The 17,073-nt window shown below is 65.0% G+C and carries 16 protein-coding genes; 7 read left to right on the top strand and 9 right to left on the bottom strand.

What is annotated here, in order from left to right; translation table 11 throughout:
- Positions 1-196 precede the first annotated feature (196 nt).
- On the bottom strand, positions 197-391 hold the full coding sequence (locus GL300_RS02495; protein WP_155037982.1) for a hypothetical protein: 195 nt from the start codon (positions 389-391) through the stop codon (positions 197-199).
- 386 nt (positions 392-777) lie between these two features.
- On the opposite strand from GL300_RS02495, the gene GL300_RS02490 reads away from it, so the two are divergent.
- Both GL300_RS02490 and GL300_RS02485 read left to right on the top strand, forming a co-directional pair.
- Positions 778-1,701: an XdhC family protein gene (locus GL300_RS02490; RefSeq protein WP_155037981.1), complete on the top strand. Its 924-nt coding sequence runs from the start codon at positions 778-780 to the stop codon at positions 1,699-1,701.
- Positions 1,698-2,279, top strand: coding sequence for an NTP transferase domain-containing protein (locus tag GL300_RS02485; protein WP_155037980.1), 582 nt, complete (start codon positions 1,698-1,700; stop codon positions 2,277-2,279). Before GL300_RS02490 ends, GL300_RS02485 begins: the two co-directional genes overlap by 4 nt.
- Here GL300_RS02485 and GL300_RS02480 read toward each other — a convergent pair.
- The 3 genes from GL300_RS02480 to GL300_RS02470 all read right to left on the bottom strand — a co-directional run bounded on the left by GL300_RS02480 (position 2,239) and on the right by GL300_RS02470 (position 7,206).
- Entirely contained in the window at positions 2,239-3,117 is an 879-nt protein-coding gene (locus GL300_RS02480) for an MBL fold metallo-hydrolase (RefSeq protein WP_155037979.1), read from the bottom strand. The genes GL300_RS02485 and GL300_RS02480 overlap by 41 nt on opposite strands.
- 112 nt (positions 3,118-3,229) lie before the next feature.
- Positions 3,230-6,664, bottom strand: coding sequence for a pyruvate carboxylase (locus GL300_RS02475; protein WP_155037978.1), 3,435 nt, complete (start codon positions 6,662-6,664; stop codon positions 3,230-3,232).
- A 92-nt stretch (positions 6,665-6,756) separates the two neighbouring features.
- Positions 6,757-7,206: a nucleoside deaminase gene (locus GL300_RS02470; protein ID WP_155037977.1), complete on the bottom strand. Its 450-nt coding sequence runs from the start codon at positions 7,204-7,206 to the stop codon at positions 6,757-6,759.
- A gap of 108 nt (positions 7,207-7,314) precedes the next feature.
- Between GL300_RS02470 and GL300_RS02465 the strand changes: the two genes are divergently transcribed.
- Positions 7,315-8,961 (top strand): pseudouridine synthase, encoded by a 1,647-nt coding sequence (locus GL300_RS02465; RefSeq protein WP_155037976.1) that lies wholly within the window; start codon positions 7,315-7,317, stop codon positions 8,959-8,961.
- An 82-nt stretch (positions 8,962-9,043) separates the two neighbouring features.
- Here the strand turns inward: GL300_RS02465 and hemP are convergent, their stop codons facing one another.
- Together hemP and GL300_RS02455 are read right to left on the bottom strand one after the other, a co-directional pair.
- Positions 9,044-9,220 (bottom strand): hemin uptake protein HemP, encoded by a 177-nt coding sequence (gene hemP / locus GL300_RS02460; protein ID WP_155037975.1) that lies wholly within the window; start codon positions 9,218-9,220, stop codon positions 9,044-9,046.
- A 114-nt stretch (positions 9,221-9,334) separates the two neighbouring features.
- Positions 9,335-10,327 (bottom strand): zinc ABC transporter substrate-binding protein, encoded by a 993-nt coding sequence (locus GL300_RS02455; RefSeq protein ID WP_155037974.1) that lies wholly within the window; start codon positions 10,325-10,327, stop codon positions 9,335-9,337.
- 81 nt (positions 10,328-10,408) lie between these two features.
- Here GL300_RS02455 and GL300_RS02450 point away from each other — a divergent pair, with 81 nt between their 5' ends.
- The 4 genes from GL300_RS02450 (at position 10,409) to GL300_RS02435 (ending at position 12,932) form a co-directional block, all read left to right on the top strand.
- Positions 10,409-10,930 (top strand): Fur family transcriptional regulator, encoded by a 522-nt coding sequence (locus GL300_RS02450; RefSeq protein ID WP_155037973.1) that lies wholly within the window; start codon positions 10,409-10,411, stop codon positions 10,928-10,930.
- Positions 10,927-11,715, top strand: a complete 789-nt coding sequence (locus GL300_RS02445) for a metal ABC transporter ATP-binding protein (RefSeq protein WP_155037972.1) — start codon at positions 10,927-10,929, stop codon at positions 11,713-11,715. The genes GL300_RS02450 and GL300_RS02445 overlap by 4 nt, the downstream gene beginning before the upstream one ends.
- Before the next feature lie 3 nt (positions 11,716-11,718).
- Positions 11,719-12,504: an iron chelate uptake ABC transporter family permease subunit gene (locus GL300_RS02440; protein WP_155037971.1), complete on the top strand. Its 786-nt coding sequence runs from the start codon at positions 11,719-11,721 to the stop codon at positions 12,502-12,504.
- A gap of 212 nt (positions 12,505-12,716) precedes the next feature.
- The gene (locus GL300_RS02435; RefSeq protein ID WP_370576806.1) at positions 12,717-12,932 is read left to right on the top strand and encodes a hypothetical protein; all 216 of its coding nucleotides are present in this window, start codon (positions 12,717-12,719) and stop codon (positions 12,930-12,932) included.
- A gap of 199 nt (positions 12,933-13,131) precedes the next feature.
- Here GL300_RS02435 and GL300_RS02430 read toward each other — a convergent pair whose 3' ends face one another.
- The 3 genes from GL300_RS02430 to GL300_RS02420 all read right to left on the bottom strand — a co-directional run bounded on the left by GL300_RS02430 (position 13,132) and on the right by GL300_RS02420 (position 16,955).
- Positions 13,132-13,791, bottom strand: a complete 660-nt coding sequence (locus tag GL300_RS02430; protein WP_155037969.1) for a YjbF family lipoprotein — start codon at positions 13,789-13,791, stop codon at positions 13,132-13,134.
- Positions 13,788-16,007, bottom strand: coding sequence for a YjbH domain-containing protein (locus GL300_RS02425; protein ID WP_155037968.1), 2,220 nt, complete (start codon positions 16,005-16,007; stop codon positions 13,788-13,790). Before GL300_RS02425 ends, GL300_RS02430 begins: the two co-directional genes overlap by 4 nt.
- 93 nt (positions 16,008-16,100) lie before the next feature.
- Positions 16,101-16,955: a hypothetical protein gene (locus tag GL300_RS02420; protein WP_155037967.1), complete on the bottom strand. Its 855-nt coding sequence runs from the start codon at positions 16,953-16,955 to the stop codon at positions 16,101-16,103.
- Between the last annotated feature and the right edge of the window lie 118 nt (positions 16,956-17,073).

The following is a 17,073-nucleotide window of genomic DNA, read 5'->3' as shown; positions in this document are numbered from 1 at the left end:
ATCGATGGCCCTCTTGCATGAGGCGGGCCATTTGGCGCGAAACATGACCCAAGGCGTCCCAAGGAACTGTCGGTCGATGATCGCCATGAAGCCAGGCTCCGGGCGTTTTCTCCGCGTGGCTGATCGTAAAGCCCGGAGCGCGCCGGAGACAGCGGGCTGGATGGTCGCCGGACGCTACGATCGGCGTGATCCTGCTTCACCGCCTTTTGCCGCCAGTGCCGAGAATGAGACTGGAGGCTGCCGACAAGAGATCCCGCTCGATGCCAAGCTGGCCGATCCTGGCATGCAGCTTATCGACTTCGTTCTCGGAGAACTGCGGCGCGGGGGGCGAGACATAACCAAAAACCGCGGACATGTTTTCGGTCGCGGTGCGTTTCCAGCCGCTGATCATCGTCGGATGGATGTCGTTGAACGGCTCTCTTGGATCGTCGCCACTGGGCGCGGACCGCGGCGCCTTGATGGGCGACCGTCCGCAATTCAGCCGTCGTCAACTCCTCGCGGTTGGCTTCCACGGCCACCTGCGCTTTGAACTCTGCGGAGGATCGCTTGCGTTACGCTAAAGCTGAGCGATTGGTCCGAAATCCTGCGGCCACATCTGAGCACCGAGTGAGCTGCATCAGCAAGCTTCCTCAGTGATGTTCGGAAACCCCAACCAGACGAGCCACGCTGACGCACGCAGGTATGGCAGGTGGGAAGGCTTAGCAGGGGCATCTTGCAAAAACGCGCAGCGAGCCGGTCGCAAAAGTCCTATGCTGGCGTGGCTATGGAGTAAATCGCATGAAGGATGATTCCGGTCCCAACCGACCAACTGACCTGACCAACAAGGTCCGGGCATCCGATATGCCGCTATCCGATAAAATGCCAGCCGCCATGGCGTTCATTATCGGGGTGGATGGGCCGTCATATCGGCCGGTTGGGGCGTGCATGGTGCTTGACGGGGATGGCGGTTGGCGGGGGTCGCTTTCGTCGGGCTGCATTGATCGGGACATCGCGCATCATGCGGCAGATGTGGCGCGTTCGGGGCAATCTCGGCTTTTGCGGTATGGGGCTGGCTCGCCGTTTCGGGATCTGGAACTGCCCTGTGGCGGGGGGCTGGATATCCGCATCCTGCCCGCGCCTTCGCCTGATATTGTCGCCCGGCTGGCGGCGGATATGGCGGCTCGCAGGCCGCTGCGACTTTGGATCGGCAAAGAGTTGCGGCTGACTGCGGGCGAAAAGGGCGCGCTGGAACTCTCCGTCCTGCCCGACCCGCGCTTTGCCATCTTTGGCAAGGGCCCCGAGGCTTTGGCCTTTGCCCGGATGACCTCGGGCGCGGGCTATGACACCATTCTGGCCTCGCCTGATCCTGAGACGCTGGCCGGGGTCGGAGCGGGGGCGGTGACGGTCAGGCTGGATGGTGCGGCCAGCCTTAAGATGGTGCCGGTCGATGCCTATACGGCAGGAGTCGTCTTTTTCCACGACCATGATGATGAGCCCGCGATCCTGCGCCAGCTTCTGGCGGGACCGGCCTTTTACATCGGGGCGCAGGGCAGCCGTCGGGCGGCGGCGCATCGGCTGGAAGTGCTGCGCGGCATGGGCGTCCCCGAACATCAGCTGGCGCGGTTGCGCGGTCCGATCGGGCTGATCCCCTCGACCCGCGATCCGCGGACGCTGGCGGCCTCGGTTCTGGCAGAAGTTCTGGCCGAGGCCAGCAAGCAGTGAGACTGGCCATCATCGTGCTGGCGGCGGGTCGCTCGCGGCGCTTTGGCAGCCGCGACAAGCTGCGGGTGCCGTTGGAGGGGCGGCCGGTTGCTCAGCATGTCGTGCGGCTGCTACGGGGCCAGCCTTCCGCGATCCGCATCGTCGTGCTACGTGATCGGCGGCTAGCGGGGATGTTTCGTGGCTTTCGGGTGGTCAGGATCGACAGGGCCGCGCAGGGTCTGAGCCTTGCTGCCGGGCTGCGCGCGGCCACGCGCGCCGGGGCAAGCCATGCGCTGGTGCTGCTGGCCGACATGCCCCGGGTGACGCGTGCCGATCTGCGGCGCATCCTGCATGGCGCCTTGACCCATCCGGCGATGGCCAGCGCCAAAACCCCCATGCCACCCGCCCTGATCCCGCGCCACCTGTTCCCGCTGGCGCTGGCCAATCGGCGTGATCAGGGTGCGGGCGCGATTCTGCGACAACGACCCGACCTGATCCTGCACGAATTGGCCGAGGCGCATCTGGTCGATATCGACCGCCCGCAGGATCTGGTCCGGCTCAGGCCCAAGGCGATTGCAGCAGGTTCAGCGGAATCTTGAGGTAACTGCGCCCATTCGATTCCGGCTGCGGCATGCGCCCGGCATTGGTGTTGATCTGCAATGCCTGCAGGATCAGGCGGGGCATCGGCAGGCTGCGGTCGCGGGCCTCACGCGCGGCGACGAAATCCGCCTCGGTCAGCAGGCGCGAGATGTGGATATTGGTGGCCTTCTGCTCGGCCACGGTCGCTTCCCACGCGGCGGCGCGGCCCCCCGCACAATAGTCATGGCCGGTGAACAGGCGGGTATCTTCCGGCAGGGACAGGATCGCCTGGATCGAATGCCACAGCGCATGGGCGCTGCCGCCGGGAAAATCCGCCCGGGCCGAGCCGCTGTCGGGCATGAACAGCGTGTCATGGATAAAGGCCGCATCACCGATGACATAGGTGACCGAGGCCAGCGTATGTCCCGGCGAATGCATCACCCGCACCGGGATATGGCCCAGCATGAAGGTTTCGCCATCAGCGAAAAGCCGGTCCCACTGGCTGCCGTCATCGGGGAAATCCGGCCAGTTGTAGAAATCCTTCCACAGCTTCTGGACGCCCACGACCTTTTCCCCGATCGCGGTCGGCGCACCGGTCCGATGCTTGAGGTAATCGGCGGCCGAGAAGTGGTCGGCATGCGGATGGGTGTCCAGAATCCATTTCAGCTGGTAGCCGCGCTCCTCGATGAAGCGCAGCAGCCGGTCGGCCTCGATCGTGGCGGTCGCGCCGGATTTCTCATCGAAATCCAGCACCGGATCGATGATCGCGCAATGCTTCGTTTCCGGGCAGGCGACGACGTACTGAACCGATCCGGTGTGCTTCTCATAGAAGCCTGTCACTTCGGGGGCGAGATTCATGGAAAAATATTCTCCGCGCAAGAAAAGTTCTGCGATTCCGTTCGGATTACCGCCGATTCCGCAGGAATTTGCAACGGGTGGAACGGGGCAGCCGAGGCCGCCCCGGCCAAAGTCACTCGATCTCGATCAGCAGGTCCTTGGCGTCGATCTGCTGGCCGGGGGCGACATGCAGGGCCTTGACCACGCCATCGCGGTCGGCATGCAGGCCGGTTTCCATCTTCATCGCCTCGATGGTCAGCAGCAGATCGCCGGGATGGACCTTTTGCCCGACCGTCACTGCGACCGAGGCGACGACGCCGGGCATCGGCGCGCCGACATGGCCGTCATTGGTCGCGTCGGCCTTGGGCCGGGCAAAGGTCTGGGACTTCACCAGACGGTTCGGCACGCGGATGACGCGAGGCTGGCCGTTGAGTTCGAAGAACACCTTCACATCGCCCTTTTCATCCGTCTCGCTCAGCGTCAGCAGACGGATTTCCAGCGTCTTGCCGGGGTCGATCTCGGCCTCGATCTCATCCCCCGGCTCCATCCCGTAAAAGAAGGTGCGGGTGGGCAGGGTGCGGACCGGGCCATAGGTTTCGTGCCGGGTCCGGTAATCGGTAAAGACCTTGGGATACATCAGGTAGCCATTCAGGTCCTCGTCATCGACCGGCTGGTCGCCCAGATCAGCCGAGAGCTTGGCCCGCACCGCTTCCAGATCGACGGGCGGCATCGAGGCACCGGGCCGCGTGGTCAGCGGTGCCTCGCCCTTCAGGACCTTGCGTTGCAGCGCCTCGGGCCAGCCGCCAGGGGGCTGCCCCAGATTGCCCTTCAGCATGTCGACGACGCTGTCTGGGAAGGCGACCTCGATGGCCGGGTCCTCGACCTGCGCGCGGGTCAGGTTCTGCGCCACCATCATCAGTGCCATGTCGCCCACCACCTTGGACGAGGGCGTGACCTTGACGATATCGCCAAACATCCGGTTCACCTCGGCATAGGTCTGGGCGATCTCGTGCCAGCGGTCCTCAAGGCCCAAGGACCGCGCCTGCGCTTTCAGGTTGGTGAACTGGCCGCCGGGCATTTCGTGCAGATAGACCTCAGACGCTGGGGCCTGCAGACCGGATTCAAAGGCCGCATATTGGGCGCGCACCGCCTCCCAATAGTTCGAGATTTCGCGGATCGCGCTGATATCCAGCCCGGTATCGCGGTCGGTATGGCGCAGGGCCTCGACGATGGACCCCAAGGTCGGCTGGCTGGTATTCCCCGACAACGCATCCATGGCGCAATCGACCGCATCGACGCCCGCTGCTGCGGCGGCCAGAATGGTCGCGCCGCCAATGCCGCCGGTGTCATGGGTGTGGAAGTGAATGGGCAGGCCAACCTCATCCTTCAGCGCCTTGACCAGCAGCGTGGCCGAGGCGGGTTTCAGCAGCCCCGCCATATCCTTCAACCCCAGCACATGCGCGCCTGCGTCGCGCAGCGCCTGCCCCATGCCGACATAGTATTTCAGGTCATATTTGGCGCGCTCGGGATCGAGGATGTCGCCCGTGTAGCAGATCGTGCCTTCGCAAATCTTGCCGGATTCCACGACCGCATCCATGGCGACGCGCATATTCTCGACCCAGTTCAGGCTGTCAAAGACGCGGAAGACATCGATGCCGGTGACTGCGGCCTGTTTGACGAAAGCCTGCACCACATTGTCGGGATAGTTCGTGTAGCCGACGCCATTGCTGGCACGCAGCAGCATCTGGGTCATCAGGTTCGGCATCCTTGCCCGGATGTCGCGCAGCCGCTGCCACGGGCATTCCTGCAAGAAGCGATAGGCTACGTCGAAGGTCGCGCCGCCCCAGCACTCGACGCTGAACAGGCCCGGCAGGTTCGCGGCATAGCTGGGCGCAACCCGGATCATGTCGATGGAACGCATCCGCGTTGCCAGCAGCGATTGGTGCCCGTCCCGCATCGAGGTATCGGTGATCAGCAGTTGTTTCTGGGCCAGCATCCAGTCGGCGACGGCCTTGGCGCCCTTTTCATCCAGCAATTGCCGGGTGCCGGGGACAGGTTCTACGCGGGGCTTCGGCGGGACGGGGGTTTTCGCCTCGGCTGCGGGCAGGGCGCGGCCCGCTGTCTCGGGGTGACCGTTGACGCTGATATCGGCGATATAGGTCAGGATGCGCGTCGCCCGGTCGCGGCGCTTCTGGAAGGCGAACAGGTCCGGCGTCGTGTCGATGAACTTGGTCGTATAGGTGTCGTCAAGGAAGGTCGGGTGTTTCAGCAGGTTGATGACGAACTCGATATTCGTCGCCACCCCGCGCACCCGGAATTCGCGCAAGGCCCGGTCCATCCGCGCGATGGCCTTTTCCGGGGTCTGGGCATGGGCGGTGACCTTGACCAGCAGCGAGTCGTAATAGCGGGTGATGACGCCGCCGGAATAGGCGGTGCCACCATCCAGCCGGATGCCATTGCCGGTGGCGCTGCGATAAGCGGTGATGCGGCCGTAATCGGGGATGAAATTGTTCAGCGGGTCCTCGGTCGTGACCCGGCATTGCAGGGCGTGACCGTTCAGATGCACGTCCGCTTGGCTGGGCACGCCGGTCGCATCGGCCAGCGTCGCGCCCTCGGCGATCTGGATCTGGGACTGCACGATGTCGATGCCGGTGACCTCCTCGGTCACGGTATGCTCGACCTGCACGCGTGGGTTCACCTCGATGAAGTAAAACTGCTGGCTGTCCATATCCATCAGGAATTCGACAGTGCCCGCGTTCTGATAGCCGACGGCGCGGCCGATCTTCAGCGCCAGCTCGCAGACTTCGGCGCGCTGTTCGGGGGTCAGGTAGGGGGCAGGGGCGCGCTCGACCACCTTCTGGTTCCGGCGCTGCACGGTGCAGTCGCGTTCATAGAGGTGATAAAGCCCGCCGTGGCTGTCGCCCAGCAACTGCACCTCGACATGGCGGGCGCGCAGGATCATCTTTTCCAGATAACCCTCGCCATTGCCAAAGGCGGCCTCGGCCTCGCGCCGGCCCTCGCGGACCTTTTCGGGCAGTTCCTCGGGGTTGTTGATGGGGCGCATGCCGCGCCCGCCGCCACCCCATGACGCCTTCAGCATCAGCGGATAGCCGATTTCGGCGGCCTCAAGTTTGATGGCATCCATGTCATCGCCCAGCACCTCGGTCGCCGGGATGACCGGGACGCCCGCCTTGATGGCGACGCGGCGCGCACTGGCCTTGTCGCCAAGGGCGCGCATCGTGTCCGCGGTGGGGCCGATGAAGGTGATCCCGGCAGAAGTACAGGCATCGACGAAATCCGGATTCTCCGACAGCAACCCGTAGCCCGGATGGATGGCGTCGGCGCCGGATTCGCGGGCCACCCGGATGATCTCGGGGATGGACAGATAGGCCGCGACCGGGCCCAGCCCCTCGCCGATGCGGTAAGCCTCATCCGCCTTGAAGCGGTGCAGGCCCAGCTTGTCCTCCTCGGCGTAGATGGCGACGGTTTTCTTGCCCAGCTCGTTCGCAGCGCGCATGACGCGGATTGCGATCTCGCCACGGTTGGCGACCAGAATCTTGTTGAACATTGTCTCTCCCCCGGTTTCCCGATGGAAGGATATGCTAGTCATGCTGCAATGCAGCGCAAGTGTCCTTTGTAACGTCGGGACGAAGGTCTGACCTAACGTCTTTCCTGAAAGAAGGATTGCAGCAGATCGCGCGACTCGGCGGCAGAGATGCCGTCAAAGACCTCAGGGCGATGATGGCATTGCGGGTGGTCGAAGACCCGCGCCCCGTGCCGCACGCCGCCCATGCGCGGATCGTCGGCCCCGTAATAGATGACAGCGATGCGCGCGGCAGAGATCGCGGCGGCGCACATCGGGCAGGGTTCCAGCGTCACCCACAGGCGCGCGCCGGGCAGCCGTTCCGAGCCCAGCATGCGGCACGCCTCGCGGATGGCAAGGATCTCGGCATGGGCGGTGGGGTCGGACAGCTCGCGCGTGCGGTTGCCGGCACGGGACAGGATGCGACCGGTTGCGTCGGTCAGGATCGCCCCCACCGGAACCTCGCCGCGGGCAGCGGCGGCGCGGGCCTGATCCATTGCCGCGGACATATGTGACGTGAACTCCATGCCGGTTTCTGGCGCGACTTGATGCCGCGTGCAAGAACCGCTTTCCATATTGTGCGTTATGGCGTAGACGCCCGCTTTTGCTACCGCAGAGATGCGCAGGAGATCGCCATGACCGATACGCCCGACACCCCCGAAACCGAATCCCCGAAACCCGAGGGCGACCGCATCGCCAAGGTGATGGCGCGCGTGGGCGTGGCCAGCCGCCGCGAGGCCGAGCGCATGATCCTTGAGGGTCGCGTCACCGTCAACGGCAAGAAGATCGACAGCCCCGCGCTGGACGTTCTGCCCGGCGACCGCATTGCCGTCGACGGCAAGAAGCTGGACGAGCCGCAAGAGACGCGCCTGTGGATGTATTACAAGCCGGTCGGGCTGGTGACCACCGAGGCCGATGAGAAGGGCCGTCAGACCGTCTTTGACGCGCTGCCGCGCGACCTGCCGCGGGTGATGACCGTCGGCCGCCTTGACCTGAATTCCGAAGGCCTGCTGCTGCTGACCAATGATGGTGAGCTGAAGCGCCGGCTGGAGCTGCCGACGACCGGCTGGCTGCGCCGCTACCGCGTGCGCGTCAACGGCACGCCGAACGACCTGACCTTTGCGCCGCTGCGCCGGGGTGTCACCATCGACGGCGAGGATTTCGCGCCGATGGAGATCAAGCTCGACAGCCAGCAAGGCGCGAACGCATGGCTGACCATCGGCATCCGCGAGGGCAAGAACCGCGAGATTCGCCGCGCCATGTCCCATATCGGCCTGATCGTGAACCGGCTGATCCGCATCGGCTATGGCCCCTTCAAGCTGACCGGCATGGAGGAAAACGAGGTCCGCGAGATCAAGCGCAAGGTCCTGCGCGACCAGTTGGGCGGGTTGCTGACCGGCGAACTGGAAGAAAAACCCCGCAGCTTCCGCGAGCGCGGCGCGGCGCGCGACGATGAGGGCGGCGAAAGCTACCGCAAGCCCTATGCCCGTCGCGACGACGGCGACCGCAAACCGTTCGTGCGCCGCGAGGATGGCGACCGGAAACCCTACGCCAAGCGTGAGGACGGCGACCGTAAGCCCTTTACCCGTCGCGAAGATGGTGACCGCAAACCGTTCGGGCGCCGCGAAGATGGCGACCGGAAACCCTACGCCAAGCGTGAGGACGGCGATCGTAAGCCCTTCGCCCGTCGCGAAGACGGTGACCGCAAACCTTACGCGCGTCGCGAGGATGGCGACCGGAAACCCTACGCCAAGCGTGAGGACGGCGATCGTAAGCCCTATGCCCGTCGCGAAGACGGTGACCGCAAACCTTACGCGCGTCGCGAGGATGGCGACCGGAAACCCTACGCCAAGCGTGAGGACGGCGACCGTAAGCCCTATGCTCGTCGCGAAGACGGTGACCGCAAGCCTTACGCGCGTCGCGAGGATGGCGACCGCAAACCCTACGCCAAGCGCGAGGATGGTGACCGCAAACCTTACGCACGCCGCGAAGATGGTGACCGCAAGCCTTACGCCAAACGTGAGGATGGCGATCGTAAGCCCTTCGCCCGTCGCGAAGATGGTGATCGCAAACCCTTCGCCAAGCGTGAAGGCGGCGACCGCAAGCCCTTTGGCAAGCCGGAAGCGCGTGATGGCAAGCCCGGTGGCAAGCCCTTCGGTAAACCCGGCGGCAAGCCGTTTGGTAAGCCGGGCGGTGGTCACGGTCCGAAGCCCGGTCCTCGCCCGGATCGCGCGCCCGGCAAAGGGCTGCGCCCCGCAGGCAAGGGTCCGCGTCACGGCTGATCCGGTAATGGAACGACAAAAGGGCGCGGTTCAACCGCGCCCTTTTTGAATCCGGTTGGTCGAGACGAACCCGACCGCGATCTTACTTCGTCAGGATCAGCTTGCCGGCGCGGGTGATGCGCAGGTTGTAGACCTGATCGCCCAGAACGATCAGCGCCTGGTTTCCACCGGCGGTCAGGGCTTCGGCGTCATATTGGGGCAGGCGCTGCAGTGCGGTCACACCGGGGCGCGTGAATTCGGCGGGGCGGGTCGCAGTCATGTCCAGATCCTCGTTGAGCGGTCGCGGTGGATGCAACCTGACAAAATTGCTCGGGCATGTCAAAGGAAAATAGTCGGGTATTTTTCTTGCCGCAGATTTCGTGCCCCGGATGCCTCATTTTCCCGACAGGCAATCGGCCAGCGCGGTCCCGAGGCTCTGCAGGATCCCGCCATAAAGACCCGCCCCCAGTTCCAGTTTGGTCCCCTCGGGGTCCAGCGGCGCGCCCAGTCGCGTGCTGGTGCCTTCGATCGCCACCTGCAGAAGTTTCGGATCGTGGTTCGCCTCGGGAAAGGCGCAGACGGCTTGCTCGGACGCGATCTGCTGGCGGATGTCCTTCAACCGTGCCGCCGAGGGTGCCGAGGCATCGCCAAGGCTGACGGCAATACCGGGTTCCAGCCCGTAATGCGCGGTGAAATAGCCATAGGCATCGTGAAAGACGACGAATTTCTGACCTTTGACCGGGGTCAGGGCCTGAGCCAGCTGCGTATCAAGCGCGCCGATTGCAGCAACCCCGGCCTCGGCATTGGCGCGGTAGGTCGCGGCGTTTTCGGGATCGCGCGTGGACAGCGCCTCGGCAATGGCGGAAAGCCAAAGCTGACCATTCGCCGGGTCCAGCCAGGCATGCGGATCGGTGCCGGAATGGTCATGGCCTTCGTGACCGGCCTCATCCTCTGGATGGTCATGGTCATGGTCATGGTCATGGTCATGGTCATGGTCATGGTCGTGGTCGTGGTCGTGTGCCTCGGCCGCGCCATATTCCCGCAGCTTCGTCCCCGACACCTGCAGCAGCGGCATCGAAACCGCTGCGTCCAAGCCCTCGACCGGTCGCGACAGCCACGGGCTGAGTTCCGGCCCGATCCAGACCAGCAGCCCGGCGGATTGCAGATTGCGGGCCTGGCTGGGGCGAAGCTGGTAGTTATGCGGATCGCCGCCATTGCCCAGCAGCACCTCGGGCTGACCCAGATCGCCCAGCACCTGCTGCACCAACGCCCCGACGGCGGGAATGTCGGTGACGACGGTCGGAACCTCGGCACGGGCGGGCAACGACATCAGCAGCGCCGCGCCCGAGGCAAGCAGCGACAGGCGAAGGGAGTTCTTGCGGGTCATTCTTGGGCTCTCTCTTGCGAAATCGGCGCTTTTATTTATGTTATATCGTAACGCGTCAAGTGAATTGTGATATTATAACAGATGAGCCAGCACACCCATCCGAAATCGCCGCAGGACCCGTTCCACGCCCATGACCATGCCCATTGCGCCGAAAGCGTGCTGCGCCGGGCCGAGGATCAGGCGCAGGAAGAGGGCGTCCGCCTGACTCCGGTCCGCCGCCGGGTGCTGGAAATCCTGCTGGAATCGCATCGCGCCATGGGGGCCTATGAGGTGCTGGAGCGCTTGGCGGCCGAGGGTTTCGGCAAGCAGCCTCCGGTCGCCTATCGCGCACTGGATTTTCTGGTCGAACAAGGTCTGGCGCATCGCGTGCGCCGCTTGAACGCCTATGCCGCCTGCCTGTCGAACCAGCGTGACCATGCCCCGGCCTTCCTGATCTGCCGCGGGTGCGAACAGGTGGCCGAGGCCGAGACTCCGGAACTGCGCGCCGCCATGCTGGCGCTGGCGGCCGCGCATGACTTCACCATCGAACGCAGCACGGTCGAGATCCTTGGTCTGTGCGGGCGTTGCGCCGCCGCCGACGCCGCCGAAAAGGCCAAGGCATGAGCGCGCTGATCCGCGCTCAGAACCTGTCGGTCAGTCATCCCGGTGCGGATCGGCCGGTGATCTCGCAGATCGACATGCATATCGACCCGGCCGAGATCGTCACGGTCGTCGGCCCCAACGGTTCGGGCAAATCGACGCTGGTTCGGGCGTTGCTGGGGCAGGTGGCGCTGTCCTCGGGCAGGGTCGATCGCTTGTCCGGGCTGCGCATCGGCTATGTCCCGCAGCGCGTCCATATCGAGCGGGCCATGCCGATGACCGTGCGGCGCTTTCTGTCGCTGCCGCAGCGCGTCGGCGATGCGCAGGCGGCGCAGGTGCTGGAGCGGACCGGGGTGCCGGGACTGGAAAAGCGCCAGATCGTGTCACTCTCGGGCGGGCAGTTCCAGCGCGTGCTGTTGGCGCGGGCGTTGCTGAATGCGCCGCAGCTGCTGGTGCTGGATGAGCCGACGCAGGGGCTGGACCAGCCCGGCATCGTCGCCTTCTACAAGCTGATCGAGGAGGTCCGCGCCGAGACGGGTGCCGCCGTTCTGATGGTCAGCCATGACCTGCTGGTGGTGATGCGGGCCTCGGACCGGGTGGTGTGCCTGAACGGTCATGTCTGCTGTCAGGGCACGCCGCAGGCGGTCAGCGCGGCCCCGGCCTATCGCGCGCTGTTTGGTGCCGAATCGCAGGGGACGCTGGCGCTTTATCGCCATCATCACGACCATGACCACGACCATGTCGAACCCGGCCACGACCATGACCATGTGCATGGGCCCGGCTGCACCCACGACCATTCCAAAGGCTGATCCATGCTTGACGATTTCATGATCCGCGCGCTGCTGGCGGGGCTGGGCCTTGTGCTGGCGACGGGGACGCTGGGCTCCATCGTGGTCTGGCGGCGCATGGCCTATTTCGGGGACTCGACGGCGCATGCGGCGATTCTGGGCGTGGCCTTAAGCTTTGCCTTCGCGCTGCCATTCTATGTGGGCACCTTGGCGGTCGCGGTGGCGATGGCGCTGGCGGTGGCCTGGCTGAGCGCAAGGGGGCAGGGGGTCGATACCGTTCTGGGGGTCATCTCGCACTCGGCGCTGGCCGCGGGCCTGGTCGCGGTCAGTTTCGTGCCGTCACTGCGCGTGAATCTGGAAAGTTACCTGTTCGGAGATATTCTTGCCGTCAGCCGCGCCGATCTTATCTGGATCTGGAGCGGGGCCATTCTGGTTCTTGGCCTGTTGATCTGGCGATGGCAAAGGGTTGTCACCGCCTCGGTCAATGAGGAATTGGCGCTGGCCTCGGGGATAAGTCCCGAGCGCGAAAGGCTTATCCTGTCGCTGGCGCTCGCAATTGTGGTGGCCATTGCGATTCGGATCGTCGGCGCGCTGCTGATTTCCGCTTTGCTGATCATCCCGGCGGCGGCAGCACGGGGATTCTCAAGAACGCCCGAGCAGATGGCTGGTTCCGCCACCTTGATCGGTGCGTTGGCGGTGATTTGCGGCCTTTGGGGCAGCCTGACCTTCGATACCCCGGCTGGGGCCTCGATCGTGGTTATTTCCGCAGCGTTTTATGCTTTGTCTCTAGTATTTTACGGCAAAGAATGATCAAATGTCGCCGTTCTCGCATGCGCGGGAACCGGCCAGCTCACAGGCAGCTTGCCGCCTGACCAGAAATGTGTTGGCTATTATGCAACAGTCGAATTCAGCCCGGATTGCGGCCTTTCGAGATCACTTTCCAAGCCATTGGCTTTATGCGACTGTTGCACCGATGTTGCTGGATAACGGCAGCTTTCAAAGTACTTGAACGGAGCATGATCATGACCAAAATTGCTACCTTCGCCCTGGCCCTGGGCCTGACGGCATCGTCCGCTCTCGCCGGTGGCTACGTCGCCCCCGTCGTCGACGTTGAGCCGGTTGTTGTTGACGAGAAGCCCGCGTCGTCGAACGCTGGCCTCGTTGTTCCGGCTCTGCTGCTGCTCGGCGTTATCGCCGCTGTCGCTTCGGACGACGACGACGACGACGACACCAACTAATCTTCCGCAAGGAAGTTTGGTTTATGGGCTGGCCTTCGGGTCAGCCCATTTCATTTTCGGCATCATTATATTTCTACGTCGCGCGAGTTGCGGTTTCTTCGTTTTATAAATACCCCGCCACGCGATTCAGCCGCGCATTCACCGGCCAATAAAAAAGCCCGCGTCGCCGCGGGCCTTTCTTTTTCCGATTTGCAAAGCCTCAGGGGCGCAATTCCTGAATAGTCGCATAGCCCAGATCCGGCCCGATCCACTGGCGCGAAACGGTGACCCGTCCGCCCTGCGAGATGTAGCTGTTCTGGATCTCCAGCGGGCCGTTCTTGCAGTCCTCGATCATCACACCGGGTTTCGGTCCCGGCCCGATGCTGCATTCCAGCTTCAGTGGCCGCTCCAGCCCGTCTCCGGTCCAGTAGCGCATGGTCCGGTTGGCCTGCCCGCTGCGCCCCGAGCGGATCAGCGCCGAGGATTGTGCCATCTCGGCGACCGACAGGTCGTGGCCAAGGCCACGCGTGCCCGCCAGCATACCGTCGCGCAGGATCAGGGCCTGCTCGTTCTCGGTCATGTAGGTGCGCTGACCGCCATTCTCGCCGGTCATGGCCAGAACCTGGGTGGTGCCTGCACGTTCCAGCCCGACCATGATCAGCGGCCCCTTGTTGACGCGCAGCGCCGTGGCGGCCATCTGGCCGGGATCGGCCTTGGCGACGACCTCGGCTTCGGCGCGACCCCGCTGGGCCACGCTCTGCCGCGCTGCTTCGGCCAGCAGACCGGGGATCGAGCCCTCCTCGCTGTCGACATTGCCGCAGGCGCCGAGCATGGCGATCAGGGCGCCTCCCAGCATGAAGCGCATCTTCGTCCCGGTCATCGCCAGAACCTCCCCCAACCTTGATAGAGTTTGCCGGCCTGGCTGTCGCGGACCTTGTCGTAAAGCCGCTCTTCGACGCGCAGCTTGCTGCCGCCATCGCGCGAGAGCGAGCGGATGTCGCCGCCGACGCGACGCAGCGAGGGTTCGCCCGTGCCCCAGCCCAGCGGGATCGAGATGCTGACGCCCTTGTCGAACGAGCCTTCGCCGAATTCCTCGTCGCTCAGGTCGGTCTTGCTGGCCCAGGCGCCGACGCGCCAGCCATTGGCGAACTCACGCTCGACGGTGATCGTCGCGCCCTTGTCGCCGGCCAGGTACTGGCCCACGTCCAACTGCCCGCGAATGCCATAGCCGAAGGTGTAATAGGCCGACAGGTGGCCGGTGGTGACCTCGTAGTCGCGGAAGCCAAAGACATCGCGGAAGTCACGCTTCTTGACGCGGTTCAGTTCGGCCCCGATCGCCAGGTTCGAATTGGTCGGCCACCACAGCACCTCGGTCGAGACGCCGCCATAGGCGCGCTCGATCAGACCGGTGGTCACACGGGTATAGACCGTCTCGGTGGGCTTGGCATACCAGCTCAGGGTCAGGCGCGGGATGGTCGGGCTGGAATTGCCCGCATACATCCGGCTGTCCGAGCGGACGCGCGGCACACCGTTTTCGTCGTAATCGGTGTCCATGTCTTCGTATTCTTCGACCGTCAGGTTGCCGGGGGCTTCCTGCTTGGTCGTGCCCAGCACGCGCTGGCGGACCGTGCCGGCCAGAACAAGGCCCGGAACGAATTCATATTCCGCCACGGCCTCGGCGCCGACCTCATAGCGGAAGGGCTCGTCCGGGTCGAAGATCGAGGTCGACAGGTAGGGCTTCAGCGCCCAGCGGAAGCGCGGGAACAGCCCGTCGGTATAGGTCAGGTCGCCCGGACGCGGATCGGCGTCCGAGATCACCGCGACATTGGCGATCTGGCTGGCCTCGCTGTTTTCCAGACGCTCGACATCGGCGCGGCGCAGCGTGACCGAGCTGGTCGGCAGCCCGTCTTCCGAGGTGGTGATGACCAGCGTTTCGACCGAAGGCGGCAGCGCGCGCGTCATCAGGCGCGCGGTGCGGCCGATGGCTTGCGAACCCTGCATGTAGCGGCGGTTGCGGATGCGGACCTCGGCGCGGTTGGCCGAAAGCGACATCGATTCCAGCGTCTGGCCTTCCTTGTCCAGCGCATCGCTCAGCACTTTCTGGATCGCGGGCTGCGCCGTCGGATCGGCGGACCATGCGCCCGACCAGCCATCCGGATCGGCCGAGGGGGCGACACGCGGACGAACCGGCGCCGGGGCCTTTTCGATCCCCGACGGATAGGGGGCCTGGCTGGAATTCATCGCGACCGAGAATTGCAGCCCGACATGATTCCCGCCCAGCAGGTAGCCGCTAACCTGATAGTTCTCGCCCAGCTGATAGCTGGCGCTAAGATTGATGTTGTTCTTCAACTCATCCTTGTCGCTCAGCCAGACACCGCGGGGGCATTCCTCGGCGATGCCGGTCTCGCAGGCATAGATGTCGTTGGAATATTCCGCGGTCAGGGCCAGCTTTTCGTTGGCCTGCCAGGTGGCGCTGATGAAGGGCGCGACCTCGCCCTTGAACCACTGATCGACATTGGGCTTGCCGCCCTCTTCGGTATCGGGGCCGGGGCGGTCGCCGAAGGGGCTGCCAAGGCCGCCATCCTGCGCCAGACGCCCCCAGCCCAGACCGGCGCTGACGCGCAGGCGCGGGTTGATCGTCTTGGTCGCGACCAGATATTCGGCGCTGTAGAAGCCCGTGCCCATGAAGTCCTGCAGGCCGACCGCCATCGCGGGCATCCAGCCATCCGGGTCTTCGTCAAGGAACTGGAAGCGCAGGTCGAAGCTGCGGTCCCAGATATGGTCGCGCGTTTCCGAGTTGCCGTTGGGTCGCGAGTCAAAACGCGCGTAACGCAGGGCCACGGTCAGGCGCGGCAGGATCTGGAAGACCAGCGCGTTCTTGCGCGACAGGTCGGAATAGTTCAGCGTCGCGCCCAGCGTCGCGTCGGGCAGCATCTCGGCGGAGGGGGTGTCGATGGCACCGGGAATGCCGTAGCCGTTGATATTGGTGCCGATCATCGGATCGGCCAGGCCGGGGTTCGCCCCCAGTCCTAGAAGAAGCGCCACCGGAACGGTCGAGGCCAGCAGGCGGCGGGTCAGGGTCGAATGGGCGCGCATCGGCGGGTCCTTCTCACATGTCATCCCGCTTGGCCCAAGGCGGCGGGTCGGCAAGGCCCGCACGATGCGACATCGTACGGGCCGGAGGCTGACTTACTGGCTTGCCGCCGGAGGCGTCGGCGGCAGGATCAGCTGGGGCGCAGGAACGCCAGTGGTGCTGCCGGACGCGGGCGCGGCCGGTTCGGTCGCAGGCGCCGGGGTCGTCGCGGCCGGTTCGGGCGTCGCGGCGGGCGTCACTGCCGGGGCCGGGGTCGCGGCCGGTGCAGGCGTCGTCGTGGCCGGGGCCGGCGCGGTGCTGGTCGCCGGGGTCGTCTCGGTCACGGCGGGGGTCGCGGGCGTCGTCACGGCCGGGGTGGCGGCTGCCGGGGTCACGGCAGGTTCAGCCGGTTTCGCGGCGGGCTTGGGCTTCGCGGTCGATTTCGGCTTCGGCTTCGCGGCGGAGGCGGTCACCTGCGCCTTGGGCATGGTGTCGGTCGCGGTGGCGCAGCCGGTCATGCGCTGGGTGCCGACGCGCAGCTTGGCGGTAAAGGGCGTGCTGCCTTCGCCGGTTTTGCATTCGGCGGCCTGAATGTTCAGCGCGAAGACCGAACCGTTCATCGTGCCGATGAATTCGACGCCGCGGTTGTAGGACATGCGGCGCACGCTCACGGCGGTCGATTTCGCGCCGGGGCGTTCATAGACGGCGCGCTCGCCCGCGGCGGTCACCGTCCAGCCCGAACCCGAGGCGCGGAACATCTTGGTCGCCATCGTGCTCGACTCGGCGGTGGCGCGGGGCGTGCCCTCGGCTCCGACTTCGATCGGCGAGTCGATCGGTGACACCGCAGGCGGGGCTGCGGGGGTCGGCGCGGTGGGTTCAGCGGGGGGCGTCTTGTCCTGGAAAGGCAGCTCGCCACATGCGGTCACGGCCACCGTCATCGCCAGTACGGCAAAAGCCGAACGGAATTTCATCTGCTCTGTCCCGGTTCCTTGGAGTTTTGCTTTGCATAATCGCTACAGGAACCCCCCGCTTTCGGCAAGCGTCCAGCGCCGGACCGGGCCTTCACGACCCGGTCTCAGCGAAGTTTTG

Origin of the sequence: Paracoccus litorisediminis (genome assembly GCF_009711205.1) — a bacterium.
GTDB lineage: Bacteria > Pseudomonadota > Alphaproteobacteria > Rhodobacterales > Rhodobacteraceae > Paracoccus > Paracoccus litorisediminis.
The sequence above is the reverse complement of the archived record's forward strand: the minus strand, read 5'-3'. Positions and strand labels throughout refer to the sequence as shown.